Annotated in this window: 25 protein-coding genes and 3 tRNA genes; all 28 read left to right on the forward strand. The window is 56.4% G+C overall.

Going from position 1 to position 13,391, the window contains the following annotated elements:
* Positions 1 to 202 precede the first annotated feature (202 nt).
* The 28 genes from rsmD to secY all read left to right on the forward strand — a co-directional run bounded on the left by rsmD (position 203) and on the right by secY (position 13,390).
* Complete coding sequence (gene rsmD, locus G520_RS0117720; RefSeq protein WP_028536826.1) at positions 203 to 748, forward strand: 16S rRNA (guanine(966)-N(2))-methyltransferase RsmD; 546 nt, start codon at positions 203 to 205, stop codon at positions 746 to 748.
* 78 nt (positions 749 to 826) lie between these two features.
* Positions 827 to 1,078: a YfhL family 4Fe-4S dicluster ferredoxin gene (locus G520_RS0117725; RefSeq protein ID WP_028536827.1), complete on the forward strand. Its 252-nt coding sequence runs from the start codon at positions 827 to 829 to the stop codon at positions 1,076 to 1,078.
* 150 nt (positions 1,079 to 1,228) lie between these two features.
* Positions 1,229 to 1,313 (forward strand) — tRNA-Tyr (locus G520_RS0117730).
* A gap of 51 nt (positions 1,314 to 1,364) precedes the next feature.
* A tRNA-Gly gene (locus G520_RS0117735) sits at positions 1,365 to 1,438 on the forward strand.
* A 22-nt stretch (positions 1,439 to 1,460) separates the two neighbouring features.
* A tRNA-Thr gene (locus tag G520_RS0117740) sits at positions 1,461 to 1,535 on the forward strand.
* A gap of 39 nt (positions 1,536 to 1,574) precedes the next feature.
* Positions 1,575 to 2,765: an elongation factor Tu gene (gene tuf / locus G520_RS0117745; protein ID WP_028536828.1), complete on the forward strand. Its 1,191-nt coding sequence runs from the start codon at positions 1,575 to 1,577 to the stop codon at positions 2,763 to 2,765.
* A gap of 12 nt (positions 2,766 to 2,777) precedes the next feature.
* Positions 2,778 to 3,089 (forward strand): 30S ribosomal protein S10, encoded by a 312-nt coding sequence (rpsJ, locus tag G520_RS0117750; protein WP_017507377.1) that lies wholly within the window; start codon positions 2,778 to 2,780, stop codon positions 3,087 to 3,089.
* A 144-nt stretch (positions 3,090 to 3,233) separates the two neighbouring features.
* On the forward strand, positions 3,234 to 3,878 hold the full coding sequence (gene rplC, locus G520_RS0117755; protein ID WP_028536829.1) for a 50S ribosomal protein L3: 645 nt from the start codon (positions 3,234 to 3,236) through the stop codon (positions 3,876 to 3,878).
* Positions 3,878 to 4,498: a 50S ribosomal protein L4 gene (rplD, locus tag G520_RS0117760; RefSeq protein WP_028536830.1), complete on the forward strand. Its 621-nt coding sequence runs from the start codon at positions 3,878 to 3,880 to the stop codon at positions 4,496 to 4,498. The genes rplC and rplD overlap by 1 nt, the downstream gene beginning before the upstream one ends.
* Positions 4,489 to 4,797, forward strand: a complete 309-nt coding sequence (rplW, locus tag G520_RS0117765) for a 50S ribosomal protein L23 (RefSeq protein WP_036666494.1) — start codon at positions 4,489 to 4,491, stop codon at positions 4,795 to 4,797. The genes rplD and rplW overlap by 10 nt, the downstream gene beginning before the upstream one ends.
* 11 nt (positions 4,798 to 4,808) lie before the next feature.
* The gene (gene rplB / locus G520_RS0117770; protein WP_028536832.1) at positions 4,809 to 5,642 is read left to right on the forward strand and encodes a 50S ribosomal protein L2; all 834 of its coding nucleotides are present in this window, start codon (positions 4,809 to 4,811) and stop codon (positions 5,640 to 5,642) included.
* Between the two features lie 5 nt (positions 5,643 to 5,647).
* Entirely contained in the window at positions 5,648 to 5,926 is a 279-nt protein-coding gene (gene rpsS, locus G520_RS0117775; protein WP_028536833.1) for a 30S ribosomal protein S19, read from the forward strand.
* A gap of 9 nt (positions 5,927 to 5,935) precedes the next feature.
* Positions 5,936 to 6,265 (forward strand): 50S ribosomal protein L22, encoded by a 330-nt coding sequence (gene rplV / locus G520_RS0117780; protein WP_028536834.1) that lies wholly within the window; start codon positions 5,936 to 5,938, stop codon positions 6,263 to 6,265.
* A 10-nt stretch (positions 6,266 to 6,275) separates the two neighbouring features.
* Entirely contained in the window at positions 6,276 to 6,977 is a 702-nt protein-coding gene (gene rpsC, locus G520_RS0117785) for a 30S ribosomal protein S3 (protein WP_028536835.1), read from the forward strand.
* The gene (gene rplP, locus G520_RS0117790) at positions 6,961 to 7,377 is read left to right on the forward strand and encodes a 50S ribosomal protein L16 (RefSeq protein ID WP_028536836.1); all 417 of its coding nucleotides are present in this window, start codon (positions 6,961 to 6,963) and stop codon (positions 7,375 to 7,377) included. The genes rpsC and rplP overlap by 17 nt, the downstream gene beginning before the upstream one ends.
* Positions 7,377 to 7,565, forward strand: coding sequence for a 50S ribosomal protein L29 (gene rpmC, locus G520_RS0117795; protein ID WP_028536837.1), 189 nt, complete (start codon positions 7,377 to 7,379; stop codon positions 7,563 to 7,565). Before rplP ends, rpmC begins: the two co-directional genes overlap by 1 nt.
* Before the next feature lies 1 nt (position 7,566).
* On the forward strand, positions 7,567 to 7,830 hold the full coding sequence (rpsQ, locus tag G520_RS0117800; RefSeq protein ID WP_028536838.1) for a 30S ribosomal protein S17: 264 nt from the start codon (positions 7,567 to 7,569) through the stop codon (positions 7,828 to 7,830).
* 209 nt (positions 7,831 to 8,039) lie between these two features.
* On the forward strand, positions 8,040 to 8,408 hold the full coding sequence (gene rplN, locus G520_RS0117805; protein ID WP_028536839.1) for a 50S ribosomal protein L14: 369 nt from the start codon (positions 8,040 to 8,042) through the stop codon (positions 8,406 to 8,408).
* 9 nt (positions 8,409 to 8,417) lie between these two features.
* A complete protein-coding gene (gene rplX, locus G520_RS0117810; protein WP_028536840.1) occupies positions 8,418 to 8,732 on the forward strand; it encodes a 50S ribosomal protein L24 in 315 nt (104 codons plus the stop codon).
* Positions 8,733 to 8,741: 9 nt separating this feature from the next.
* Positions 8,742 to 9,281, forward strand: a complete 540-nt coding sequence (gene rplE, locus G520_RS0117815) for a 50S ribosomal protein L5 (protein WP_028536841.1) — start codon at positions 8,742 to 8,744, stop codon at positions 9,279 to 9,281.
* A gap of 4 nt (positions 9,282 to 9,285) precedes the next feature.
* Positions 9,286 to 9,591 (forward strand): 30S ribosomal protein S14, encoded by a 306-nt coding sequence (gene rpsN / locus G520_RS0117820; protein WP_028536842.1) that lies wholly within the window; start codon positions 9,286 to 9,288, stop codon positions 9,589 to 9,591.
* 13 nt (positions 9,592 to 9,604) lie between these two features.
* Complete coding sequence (rpsH, locus tag G520_RS0117825; RefSeq protein ID WP_028536843.1) at positions 9,605 to 10,000, forward strand: 30S ribosomal protein S8; 396 nt, start codon at positions 9,605 to 9,607, stop codon at positions 9,998 to 10,000.
* A 12-nt stretch (positions 10,001 to 10,012) separates the two neighbouring features.
* Positions 10,013 to 10,546, forward strand: a complete 534-nt coding sequence (gene rplF / locus G520_RS0117830) for a 50S ribosomal protein L6 (RefSeq protein ID WP_028536844.1) — start codon at positions 10,013 to 10,015, stop codon at positions 10,544 to 10,546.
* A gap of 13 nt (positions 10,547 to 10,559) precedes the next feature.
* Positions 10,560 to 10,913, forward strand: a complete 354-nt coding sequence (gene rplR, locus G520_RS0117835; RefSeq protein ID WP_028536845.1) for a 50S ribosomal protein L18 — start codon at positions 10,560 to 10,562, stop codon at positions 10,911 to 10,913.
* A gap of 13 nt (positions 10,914 to 10,926) precedes the next feature.
* Positions 10,927 to 11,445, forward strand: a complete 519-nt coding sequence (gene rpsE, locus G520_RS0117840) for a 30S ribosomal protein S5 (protein ID WP_028536846.1) — start codon at positions 10,927 to 10,929, stop codon at positions 11,443 to 11,445.
* Entirely contained in the window at positions 11,438 to 11,623 is a 186-nt protein-coding gene (rpmD, locus tag G520_RS0117845; protein ID WP_028536847.1) for a 50S ribosomal protein L30, read from the forward strand. Before rpsE ends, rpmD begins: the two co-directional genes overlap by 8 nt.
* Before the next feature lies 1 nt (position 11,624).
* On the forward strand, positions 11,625 to 12,059 hold the full coding sequence (rplO, locus tag G520_RS0117850) for a 50S ribosomal protein L15 (protein WP_028536848.1): 435 nt from the start codon (positions 11,625 to 11,627) through the stop codon (positions 12,057 to 12,059).
* A gap of 11 nt (positions 12,060 to 12,070) precedes the next feature.
* On the forward strand, positions 12,071 to 13,390 hold the full coding sequence (gene secY, locus G520_RS0117855) for a preprotein translocase subunit SecY (RefSeq protein WP_028536849.1): 1,320 nt from the start codon (positions 12,071 to 12,073) through the stop codon (positions 13,388 to 13,390).
* Position 13,391 lies beyond the last annotated feature (1 nt).

The following is a 13,391-nucleotide window of genomic DNA, read 5'->3' on the forward strand; positions in this document are numbered from 1 at the left end:
ATAAATGGGTAAATTGTATCCTTTATTGCGCATTTAGGCAGGCCCGGGGGCCGGCCGGCCGTATCCGGGGGAAGGCGGGGGCGCTAGCGGCTGCGCTTCAAGGTGACGGGCAGGCCGAAATTACGTAGAATTTCAGCGAATTAGCACCACCGTGCTCCGCTTGGGGTAAAATACGCGGTTTGCAAATTTTCCCTACGGCTCCATGAATCAGCAGAAAGTAAGGATCATCGGCGGCGACTACCGGCGCCGGCTTTTACCGTTCCCCGCGGTCGACGGTTTGCGCCCGACTCCGGATCGCGTGCGGGAGACCGTTTTCAATTGGCTCGGACAGCGTCTGGACGGCCTGTCCTGCCTGGATCTGTTTGCCGGCAGCGGTGCACTCGGCTTCGAGGCCGCATCGCGCGGCGCGGCGCGCGTGGTGATGGTGGAAAAATCGCGCCAGGTGGCGGCATCGCTTGAAGGCAATCGCACCGCACTGGGTGCGGCGGCGGTTTCCATTGCCGTGCAGGATGCCATGCTATATCTAAGGAGTGCGCACGAACGATTTGACGTCGTGTTTCTCGATCCGCCCTACGCGCTGGACCTGCTGCCGCAGGCGCTGAGTCGAGTCGAAGCGGTGCTGGCCGAGGACGGGGTTGTCTACTTCGAGGCGCGGGCGTGGCCCGGGCTGGAAGGATGGGAAGTCGAGCGCAAGGATCGCGCGGGCCAGGTGCATTATGGTCTGCTGCGTCGTTCTGCGGTCGCATGAGGCGATATTGCGTTGTCCCTTGCCGCGGAGCGCGGTGGATGACAGTATTTTATACACTGGAACAGTTGAGGAATTAGCATGGCTTTGATGATTACCGACGAATGCATCAATTGCGACGTCTGTGAACCCGAGTGCCCCAATAACGCCATTTCGCAGGGCGAAGAGATCTACCAGATCAATCCGGACCTCTGCACGCAATGCGTGGGCCACTACGACGAACCGCAGTGCCAGCAAGTCTGTCCGGTGGATTGCATCCCCTTCGACCCGGATCGCGTCGAAGATCATGACCAGTTGTACAAGAAGTACCTGGTCATCTCGGTCAAGGCCTGATTGGCGCAAGTCACTGATTTTTCTTGCGGCGCCCCGTTTGCCAATCGTGCGAATGGGGCGTTTTTCGATTCAACATTAAAAAAATAGCGAAAAAGACAAAAATCGGGTTGACGGGGCGCCGAGTGTTCTATATGATTCGGGTCTCTTTCAGGGGGGATTCCCGAGCGGTCAAAGGGATCAGACTGTAAATCTGACGGCTCAGCCTTCGAAGGTTCGAATCCTTCTCCCCCCACCAGATTTTCTAGCGTCTTGGCGGCGTGTAACTTAGGTCGTCGGTGTGTGTAAGGCGGGTGTAGCTCAATGGTAGAGCAGAAGCCTTCCAAGCTTATGACGAGGGTTCGATTCCCTTCACCCGCTCCAAGCGTAAAATGCCTGTTTTAGGGCCCATGTAGCTCAGGGGTAGAGCACTCCCTTGGTAAGGGAGAGGTCGACAGTTCAATTCTGTCCATGGGCACCATCGCTTAACTTTATATGTTTCGGATTCAGGGAATTTGCCATGGCTAAGGAAAAGTTCGAGCGGACGAAACCGCACGTAAACGTCGGCACCATCGGTCACGTCGACCACGGTAAAACCACGCTGACCGCAGCTATCACCACCATTCTGTCGAAGAAATTCGGCGGCGAAGCCAAGGGCTACGCACAGATCGATAGCGCGCCGGAAGAAAAGGCTCGTGGTATTACCATCAATACCGCGCACGTCGAATACGAAACCTCGGCTCGCCACTACGCTCACGTCGACTGCCCGGGGCACGCCGACTACGTCAAGAACATGATTACCGGTGCCGCCCAGATGGATGGCGCGATCCTGGTTTGCTCGGCCGCCGACGGTCCGATGCCGCAAACCCGCGAACACATCCTGCTGGCCCGCCAGGTTGGCGTTCCGTACATCATCGTGTTCCTGAACAAGTGCGACATGGTGGATGACGAAGAGCTGCTGGAACTGGTCGAAATGGAAGTTCGCGACCTGCTGTCTTCCTACGATTTCCCGGGTGATGACGTTCCTATCATCAAGGGTTCGGCTCTAAAGGCGCTGGAAGGCGACCAGTCCGAAATCGGCGAACCGGCGATCTTCCGTCTGGCGGACGCTCTGGACAGCTACATCCCGACTCCGGAACGCGCCATCGACAAGCCGTTCCTGCTGCCGATCGAAGACGTGTTCTCGATCTCCGGCCGCGGTACCGTTGTGACCGGTCGCGTAGAACGCGGTGTGGTCAAAGTCGGCGAAGAAATCGAAATCGTGGGTATCAAGGCCACGGTCAAGACGACTTGCACCGGCGTGGAAATGTTCCGCAAGCTGCTGGATCAAGGTCAGGCTGGCGACAACGTGGGCGTGCTGCTGCGCGGCACCAAGCGTGAAGAAGTCGAACGCGGTCAAGTTCTGGCGAAGCCGGGTTCCATCAACCCGCACACCAAGTTCTCGGCTGAAGTTTACGTTCTGTCGAAGGACGAAGGCGGTCGTCACACCCCGTTCTTTGCAAACTACCGCCCGCAGTTCTATTTCCGCACCACCGACGTGACCGGCGCCGTGACGCTGGGCGAAGGCGTGGAAATGGTTATGCCTGGCGATAACGTGGCCATCACCGTGGAACTGATCGCTCCGATCGCCATGGAAGAAGGTCTGCGTTTCGCTATTCGCGAAGGCGGCCGTACCGTTGGCGCCGGCGTTGTCTCCAAGATCATCGCGTAATAGGAAGCTGACATGCAGAGCCAAAAAATTCGCATCCGCCTGAAAGCTTTCGATTACAACCTGATCGACCGCTCCGCCCAGGAAATTGTTGAAACCGCAAAACGTACCGGTGCCGTTGTCAAGGGTCCGGTTCCGCTGCCGACCAAAATCGAGCGTTTCAACGTCCTGCGTTCGCCGCACGTGAACAAGACTTCCCGCGATCAGCTGGAAATCCGTACCCACTTGCGCCTGATGGACATCGTCGATCCGACCGACAAGACTGTCGATGCCCTGATGAAGCTCGACCTGCCGGCTGGCGTGGATGTGGAAATCAAGCTGCAGTAATGGAAGTCAGAGTATCGTAAGTGTGCTAAGTACTTGCGATTCTTGAATTTTCTGTGATACATTAGCGGACTCGCAATTTTGCGAGTCCGCTTTTGTTTTTGTATGCCGGTCAATCGTAATCGGCACCTGCAAAAGGAAATAAACATGAGTTTAGGTCTTGTCGGTCGCAAAGTCGGCATGACCCGCATTTTCGCTGAAGATGGAGCTTCCATCCCGGTGACTGTGCTGGACATGTCCGCCAACCGCGTCACGCAAATCAAAACCCCCGAAGTGGACGGCTACACTGCCGTTCAAGTTACTTTTGGCGCCCGCAAGGCGAACCGTGTGGTCAAGGCTGAGGCCGGCCACTTTGCCAAGGCAGGCGTTGAAGCCGGCCGTGGTTTGACCGAGTTCACCCTGTCCGCCGAACAACTGTCGACCTTCAAGCCGGGCGACTCCATTGCCGTGGAAATTTTCCAGGTCGGTCAAATTGTTGACGTGACGGGTACTTCCAAGGGTAAGGGTTTCTCTGGCGCGATCAAGCGTCACAACTTCTCTTCCAACCGTGCCTCGCATGGTAACTCGCGGTCGCATAATTCCGCCGGTTCCATCGGTCAGGCGCAGGACCCGGGTCGCGTTCTTCCGGGTAAGCGCATGGCGGGCCAGTACGGTAACGTCAAGAGCACCGTACAGTGCCTGGAAATTGTCCGTATCGACGTCGAACGTCAACTGTTGCTGGTCAAGGGCGGTGTGCCCGGCGCCATCAATGGCGACGTGGTGGTACGTCCCAGCGTGAAGGCAGGTGCGTGATGGAACTGAAAGTTATCAATACGCAAGGTCAGGCTGTCGAAGGCCTGCAAGCGAGCGAAAGTCTTTTCGGTCGCGATTACAACGAAGCACTGGTGCATCAGGTTGTTACCGCCTACCTGGCTAACGCCCGTAGCGGCAACCGCTCCCAGCTGACTCGTGCCGAAGTTCACCATGCTACCAAAAAGCCGTGGCGTCAGAAGGGTACCGGCCGTGCGCGTTCCGGTATGACGTCGTCCCCGGTGTGGCGTGGTGGTGGTCGTGCGTTCCCGAACAAGCCGGACGAAAACTTCAGCCACAAGGTTAACCGCAAGATGTTCCGTGCCGGCATGGCTGCGATCCTGTCGCAACTGCTGCGTGACGAACGTCTGATCGTGGTTGACAGCCTGACGGTTGAAACGCCGAAGACCAAGGAATTCGCGGCACTGGTCAAGTCCATGGGTCTTGAACAGGGTCTGTTCATTACCAAGGAACTGGACGAAAACCTCTATCTCTCGTCGCGCAACCTGCCGAACGTGCTGGTGATCGAGGCTCAACAGGTCGATCCGTACAGCCTGCTTCGCTTCAAGAAGATCGTTATGACTCGCGAAGCCGTGCAGCAACTCGAGGAGCAATGGGCATGAATCAAGAACGTCTTTTGCAAGTAATTCTCGCTCCGGTTGTTTCCGAGAAAAGCACGTTCGTTGCCGAGAAGAACCAACAAGTCGTTTTCCGCGTAGCTACTGACGCAACCAAGCCTGAAATCAAGGCTGCCGTTGAACTGTTGTTCAGCGTCAAGGTTGAAAGCGTATCTACCGTGAACGTCAAGGGCAAGGTCAAGCGTTTCGGTCGTTCTTTCGGCCGTCGCAAGGACTGGAAAAAGGCTTACGTAAGCCTGGTGCAAGGTCAGGAAATCGATCTGACCGGCGCGGCTGCGGAGTGAGGAGATAGAGCATGCCTATCGTTAAGGTAAAACCGACTTCCGCGGGCCGTCGTGCGGTGGTCAAGGTAGTGCACCCTGACCTGCATAAGGGCGCGCCGCTGGCTTCGCTGGTCGAGAAGAAAAACTCGACTGCCGGCCGCAACAATAATGGCCGTATCACCACCCGTCACATGGGCGGTGGCCATAAAAAGAATTACCGTATCATCGACTTCCGTCGCAACAAGGATGGCGTGCCGGCCAAGGTAGAGCGTATCGAATACGATCCGAACCGCACCGCGCATATCGCTCTTCTGTGCTACGCGGATGGCGAACGTCGCTACATCGTGGCTCCGCGCGGCGTCAAGCCGGGTGCTGTCCTGCTGTCTGGCGTTGAAGCCCCGATCAAGGTGGGCAACACGCTGCCGATCCGCAATATTCCGGTCGGTACCACCATCCACTGCATCGAATTGCAGCCGGGTCGTGGCGCACAAATGGCGCGCTCTGCCGGCGCTTCGGCATTGCTGCTGGCTCGCGAGGGCATCTATGCTCAGCTGCGTCTGCGCTCTGGCGAAATCCGCAAGGTGCATGTCGACTGCCGCGCGACCGTTGGCGAAGTCGGTAACGAAGAACACAGCCTGGCTAAAATCGGCAAGGCCGGTGCAAACCGCTGGCGTGGTATTCGTCCGACCGTACGTGGTACGGCCATGAACCCGATCGATCACCCGCACGGTGGTGGTGAAGGTCGTACTGGTGAAGGCCGTGTGCCGGTTAGCCCGTGGGGCCAGCCGACGAAGGGCTACCGTACCCGTCGCAACAAGCGTACTTCGAATATGATTGTACGCCGTCGCTATTCCACTAAAGGCTAATTGACATGGCACGTTCGCAGAAAAAAGGCCCGTTCGTTGATCTGCACCTTCTGAAGAAGGTTGACGCGGCGCGTGCGACCAGTGACAAGCGTCCGATCAAGACTTGGTCGCGTCGTTCGACCATCCTGCCGGATTTCATTGGTCTGACCATCGCTGTACACAACGGTCGCACCCACGTTCCGGTTTATGTATCCGAAAACATGGTCGGCCATAAACTGGGCGAATTCTCCCTGACTCGTACCTTCAAGGGCCACGCGGCCGATAAGAAGGCGAAGAAGAGGTAAGGTGAAGCGATGAGAGTATCTGCATATCTGAAAAACGTCCGCCTGTCGGCCCAAAAGGGCCGTCTGGTGGCAGACCTGATCCGCGGCAAGTCCGTCGATGAGGCACTCAACATTCTGGCTTTCAGCCCGAAAAAAGGTGCCGTACTCGTCAAGAAGCTGCTCGAATCCGCTATCGCTAATGCTGAGCATAACGAAGGCGCTGATATCGACACCCTGGCGGTGGAGAGCATTTTCGTGGACAAAGGTGCGAGCCTGAAGCGTTTCACGGCACGAGCAAAAGGTCGTGGCAATCGCATTGAAAAGCAGACTTGCCACATCTCGTTGACCGTGGGCAATTAAGGGGTAAGAAATGGGTCAGAAGATTCATCCGACGGGATTCCGTCTTGCCGTTAATAAAAACTGGTCTTCCAAGTGGTTCGCCAGCAGCAAAGATTTCCCTGTGATGCTGAAGCAGGATATCGATGTTCGCGAATTCCTGAAGAAGCGCCTGGCTCACGCCTCCGTTGGTCGTGTGACCATCGAGCGTCCGGCAAAGTCCGCCCGCATCACCATTCATAGCGCCCGTCCGGGTGTCGTGATCGGTAAAAAAGGCGAAGACATCGAAGTCTTGAAGCAACAGCTGCAGAAGCTGCTGGGTGTGCCGGTCCATGTGAACATCGAAGAAGTTCGCAAGCCGGAACTGGACGCGCAAATCATCGCCGACGGTATCGCTTCGCAGCTGGAAAAGCGCGTGATGTTCCGTCGCGCCATGAAGCGTTCCATGCAGAATGCAATGCGCATGGGTGCCCTGGGCATCAAGATCATGAGCTCGGGTCGTCTGAACGGTATCGATATCGCGCGTAGCGAATGGTACCGCGAAGGCCGCGTGCCGCTGCATACCCTGCGTGCCGATGTGGACTACGCGACTTCGGAAGCGAAGACCACGTATGGCATCATCGGTATCAAGGTTTGGGTATACAAGGGTGAGCTGAAGCCGGGCCAAGTGCAGGCTGCTCCCGCTGCTCCCGAGAAGAAAGTGAGAAAGGGCCCGCGCAATGTTGCAGCCAACTAGACTCAAGTACCGTAAACAGCATAAAGGCCGCAACACTGGTATCGCTACCCGTGGCAACAAGGTTAGCTTCGGTGAGTATGGTCTGAAGGCTATGGGTCGCGGTCGTCTGACGGCTCGTCAGATCGAAGCTGCGCGTCGTGCAATGACTCGTCACATCAAGCGTGGCGGCCGGATCTGGATCCGTATTTTCCCGGACAAGCCGATCACCTCCAAACCTGCCGAAGTCCGTATGGGTAACGGTAAGGGTACGCCGGAGTTCTACGTGGCTGAAATTCAGCCGGGCAAGATGCTGTACGAAATGGACGGCGTTGCGGAAGAGATCGCTCGCGAAGCATTCCGTTTGGCTGCCGCCAAGTTGCCGATCGCGACTGTGTTTGTAACTAGACAGGTGGGTCAGTGATGAAAGCGACCGAACTTAGAGCCAAGAGCGTGGAAGAGCTGAAGGCCGAACTGCTGAGCCTGTTGAAGGCCCAGTTCGCGCTGCGTATGCAGCACGCGACCCAACAGCTCACCAAAAACAGTGAACTGAAGAAAGTACGCCGCGACATCGCTCGCGTGCGCACCCTTCTGAACGAGAAGGCCGCTTAATATGAGCGATACCAAAGTGGTCCGCTCGCTGACCGGCAAAATTGTCAGCGACAAGATGGACAAGACCGTTACCGTACTGATCGAGCGCAAGGTTAAGCACCCGATGTACGGCAAGATCGTACGTCTGTCGAAGAAGTTCCACGCTCATGACGAGAAAAACGAGTACAAGACTGGCGATATCGTTGTTATCAGCGAATCCCGTCCTCTCTCGAAGACCAAGTCGTGGGTTGTGACCGCGCTTGTCGAGAAATCTCGCCAAGTGTAAAGACTTGCAGAGGGGCTTGCTCCTCTGTATAATGGCCATTTTCCTGCCTCGTAAATAGGGCGGGATTCTGCCCTGTACGGGGTCCAAAACTGGCCGTTTGACACGCCGCAGATTTCTGCGGCGTTTCGTCTGTTGTCCTCGGGTCTGCCGATCCGTCGAAACTCCAGCCGAAAGTGACGGGATAAGTTGGATAGAAAGGTAATCACTAAATGATCCAAATGCAGACCATGCTTGAGGTCGCTGACAACACGGGTGCGCGTCACGTTATGTGCATCAAGGTGTTGGGTGGCTCCAAGCGTCGCTATGCTAGTGTTGGCGACATCATCAAGGTGAGCATCAAGGATGCTGCTCCGCGCGGTCGCGTCAAGAAGGGCGACGTGTACAACGCTGTGGTCGTACGTACCGCCAAAGGCGTGCGTCGTCCGGACGGCTCGTTGATCAAATTCGACGGCAATGCGGCTGTGTTGCTCAATGCCAAATTAGAGCCAATCGGCACTCGCATCTTCGGGCCGGTAACGCGTGAACTGCGTACCGAGCGTTTCATGAAGATCGTTTCGCTGGCGCCGGAAGTGCTGTAAGGAGCTCGCATGCGTAAAATTCGCAAGGGTGATGAAGTCGTAGTAATCACCGGCAAAGACAAGGGTAAGCGCGGAACTGTCCTGCGCGTCCTGGACGACAAGCTGGTCGTTGAAGGCGTTAATGTTGTCAAAAAACATCAAAAGCCGAATCCGATCCGTGGTGTCGCTGGCGGCATCGTTGACAAGACCATGCCGATTGAAACGTCCAATGTGGCGATCTTCAATTCGGCTAGCCAAAAGGCTGATCGCGTAGGCTTCAAGATTCTTGAAGACGGCAGCAAAGTACGCGTATTCAAGTCCAATGGCGAAGTTATCGGGGCGTAAGGAGTCAATATGGCACGTCTCTACGATTTCTACAAAGATAGCGTGGTTCCTGATCTGACCAAGCAATTCGGTTACAAGTCGATCATGGAAGTTCCGCGTATCGAAAAAATCACCCTGAACATGGGTGTGGGCGAAGCCGTGGCCGATAAAAAGGTCATGGAACACGCCGTTGGCGATATGACCAAGATTGCCGGTCAAAAGCCGGTTGTCACCACGGCTCGCAAGTCGATCGCCGGTTTTAAAATCCGCGACGATTATCCGATCGGCTGCAAGGTTACCCTGCGCCGCGAACGGATGTACGAGTTCCTGGATCGCCTGGTTACCGTCGCGCTGCCGCGCGTTCGTGACTTCCGTGGTGTTTCCGCCAAGTCCTTCGATGGCCGCGGCAACTACAACATGGGCGTGAAAGAGCAGATCATCTTCCCGGAAATCGAGTACGACAAGATCGATGCTCTGCGTGGTATGAATATTACCATTACTACAACGGCGAAAACTGACGAAGAGGCCCGCGCACTGCTGGCCGCGTTCAAGTTCCCGTTCAAGGGTTAAGCACATGGCAAAACTCGCACTGATTAACCGTGAAGAGAAGCGCGTAAAGCTGGCAGCGAAGTTCGCCGTCAAGCGCGAAGCGTTTCTTGCCATCATCAACAATCCGAGCCTGTCGGAAGAAGAGCGTTTCGCCGCACGTCTGCAATTGCAGCAGCTGCCGCGCAATGCCTCCCCGGTGCGTCAACGTCGTCGTTGCGCCATCACCGGTCGTCCGCGTGGTGTGTTCCGTAAATTTGGTCTGGGTCGTAACAAGCTTCGCGAAATCGCCATGAAAGGCGAGATCCCGGGTATTGTGAAGGCCAGCTGGTAATAGGAGACACAGAATGAGCATGCATGATCCTATTTCCGATATGCTGACCCGCATTCGCAACGCCCAGCGCGCTTCCAAGGTGGCGGTTTCCATGCCGTCGTCGAAGCTGAAAGTTGCGCTTGCCGCGGTGCTTAAGGCAGAAGGCTATATCGAAGATTTCGCCGTAGCCGGCGAAGAAAAGAAGCCTGTCCTCGATATCCAGCTCAAGTACTATGCTGGTCGTCCGGTCATCGAACGCATCGAACGCGTTTCGCGCCCCGGCCTGCGAGTGTACAAGGGCTCCACTGAAATCCCGAAGGTCATGAACGGCCTCGGCGTGGCTATCCTGTCCACCTCCAAGGGTGTGATGACCGATCGCAAGGCGCGTTCCGCCGGCGTCGGTGGTGAGCTGCTCTGCATCGTGGCTTAAGGAGAGGGTTTAATGTCTCGCGTAGCTAAGAATCCCGTAGCCATCCCGGCTGGCGTAGAAGTAAAATTCGGCGCCGAAGAGGTGAGCGTTAAGGGCACACTTGGTACTCTGAGCACCGCTTTGTGCTCGGAAGTGGACGTCAAACTGGATAACAACCAGCTGACCTTCGCTGCCAAGAATGACAGCAAGTTCGCTCGTGCCATGTCCGGCACGCTGCGCTCGCTGCTCAATAACATGGTTATCGGCGTATCCAAGGGCTTCGAAAAGAAGCTGACCCTGGTTGGCGTGGGCTATCGTGCCCAGGCTCAGGGCGATGCGCTGAACCTCACTCTTGGTTTCTCCCATCCTGTCGTGCATCAAATGCCCGCCGGGATCAAGGCAGAAACTCCGACTCAGACCGAGATCCTGATCAAGGGCGCTGACAAGCAGCTCGTAGGCCAGGTAGCCGCCGAAGTCCGCGCGTACCGTTCCCCGGAACCGTACAAGGGCAAGGGCGTCCGCTATGCCGACGAGGTCGTGGTTCTGAGAGAGACCAAGAAGAAGTAACTGAGGCACTGACATGGACAAGAAACAAGCTCGACTCCGGCGCGCACGTAAAACCCGTGCCCGTATTGCGGAGCTCAAGATGGTGCGCCTCACGGTTTATCGCACCAATTGCCACATTTACGCTCAGATCATCGATGAGACGGGTAGCAAGGTATTGGCCAGCGCTTCCTCGCTGGAAGCCGAGCTTCGCACCGATCTCACCAATGGTGGCACCGTGACTGCAGCAGCTCTTATCGGCCAGCGTATCGCTGAAAAAGCCAAGGCTGCCGGTATCGAAAAAGTGTCGTTCGACCGCTCGGGTTTCAAATACCACGGTCGCATCAAGGCACTGGCCGATGCTGCACGCGAACACGGTCTGGTATTCTAATTCGGAGTGAAGAATGGCTAAGCACGAAATGGAAGATCGTGGCGACGGTCTGATCGAGAAAATGATCAGCGTCAACCGCGTCACCAAAGTGGTGAAGGGCGGTCGCATCATGGCTTTCTCCGCTCTCACCGTAGTCGGTGATGGAGACGGTGGCATCGGTATGGGTAAGGGACGTTCCAAGGAAGTCCCGGTCGCCGTACAGAAGGCCATGGAAGCGGCTCGTCGCAACCTGGTGAAGATCCCGTTGAAGAACGGCACGCTGCACCACACCGTAATCGGCAAGCATGGCGCGACCACCGTGTTCATGCAGCCGGCCAAAGACGGTGCCGGTATCAAGGCGGGTGGCGCCATGCGTGCGATTTTCGACGCAATGGGCGTACACAACATCTCCGCCAAGATCCAGGGCTCGACCAACCCGTACAACGTGGTTCGCGCCACGCTGGACGGCTTGAACAAGATCTGCGTTCCGGCGCAAATCGCGGCCAAGCGTGGTCTGACCGTAGAAGAAATTCTGGGGGTTGATCATGACTAACGCGAAGACCGTCAAGGTGACTCTGGTCAAGAGCCTGATTGGCCGTCTTGAATCGCACAAGGCATGCGCTCGCGGCCTCGGTCTGAAGAAAATCCGTCAGACCGTCGAAGTGATCGATACGCCTGAGAACCGTGGCATGATCAACAAGATCAGCTACCTGCTGAAGAGCGAGGGCTAACATGGAACTCAATACCATCAAACCCGGCGAAGGCGCGAAGCACGCAAAGCGTCGCGTGGGTCGTGGCATCGGTAGCGGTCTGGGTAAGACTGCAGGCCGCGGTCACAAGGGTCAGAAGAGCCGCGCAGGCGGTTTCCACCGCGTGGGCTTCGAAGGCGGTCAAATGCCGCTTCAACGTCGCCTGCCGAAGCGTGGCTTCAAATCCCTGAGCGTTGGCAAAGTCGCCGAGGTCCGCCTCTCCGAACTGAACCTGCTGCCCGTTGATGAAATCGATTTGCTCGCCCTCAAGCAAGCCGGTCTGGTCAGCATCAAGGCCGAAGTGGCCAAGGTGATCCTGTCCGGCAAAGTTGAGCGTGCTCTGACGTTGCGTGGCGTGTCGGCGACTGCCGGCGCCCGTGCAGCCATCGAAGCCGCCGGCGGCAGCTTCGTAGAATAAGGCACACGTACGTGGCGAATACTTCTCTAGTGGCAAATGCTAACAAGTTTGGCGATCTGAAGAGCCGTATCTGGTTCCTGATCGGTGCCCTGATCGTTTATCGTATCGGTGCGCACATTCCGGTTCCCGGGATCAATCCTGCCGAACTAGCGAAGTTGTTCCACACGTCGCAAACGGGGCTCCTCGACATGTTCAACATGTTCTCGGGGGGCGCCCTTTCGAGGTTTACGGTCTTTGCCCTGGGCATCATGCCGTATATCTCGGCTTCCATTATTCTGCAGCTGGCTTCGGAAGTCGTTCCGACCCTGAAGCAGCTGAAGAAGGAAGGCGACTCTGGACGTCGTAAGGTAACCCAGTACACTCGTTATGCAACCGTAGCGCTGGCTTCGTTCCAGAGCTTCGGTATTGCGGTGATGCTTTACAAGCAGCCGAACCTGGTTGTGTCCGTGCAGTGGGAGTTTTACCTGACCACTGTGATCACGCTGGTAACCGGCACCATGTTCCTTATGTGGCTTGGTGAGCAGATTACCGAGCGGGGTATCGGCAACGGTATTTCGCTCATCATCTGCGCCGGTATCGCTTCCGGCGTGCCGGCGGCGATCGGCAAGACTCTGACTCTGACCAGTCAAGGCTCTTTGCCCATTCTGTTTGCCGTCGTGCTGTTTGTCGGCGTTGCGCTGGTTACCTATCTGGTCGTGTTCGCCGAACGCGGTCAGCGCAAGGTGCTGGTCAACTATGCCAAGCGTCAGGTCGGTAATCGTGTCATGCAGGGCCAGAGCTCGCATCTTCCGCTCAAGCTCAACATGGCAGGGGTGATCCCGCCGATTTTTGCGTCCAGCATCATCCTGTTTCCGGCGACTATCCTCGGATGGTTCGGAAACACGGAAGGACTTGGCTTTCTGAAGAGTGTGGCCGACAAGCTGCACCCTGGTCAGCCTTTGTATGTGTTGCTGTATGCGACGGCCATCATCTTCTTCTGCTATTTCTATACGGCATTGATGTTCAATCCGAAAGAAACGGCCGATAACCTGAAGAAGAGTGGGGCGGTTATTCCGGGCATTCGTCCCGGGGAGCAGACTTCTCGCTACATCGAGAAAATCACTCTCCGGCTGACCTTGGTCGGTGCGATTTACATCACGTTGGTTTGCCTGTTGCCTGAATTTTTGGTGTTGAAGTGGAACGTTCCGTTCTACTTCGGCGGCACATCACTGCTGATCATTGTGGTGGTGACCATGGATTTCATGGCTCAGGTCCAGTCCTACGTGTTGTCGCATCAGTATGAGAGCTTGCTCAAGAAGGCCAACTTCAAAGGCAACTCTCTTACCCGCTGAT

The organism is Paludibacterium yongneupense DSM 18731 (genome assembly GCF_000422925.1).
Lineage (GTDB): Bacteria > Pseudomonadota > Gammaproteobacteria > Burkholderiales > Chromobacteriaceae > Paludibacterium > Paludibacterium yongneupense.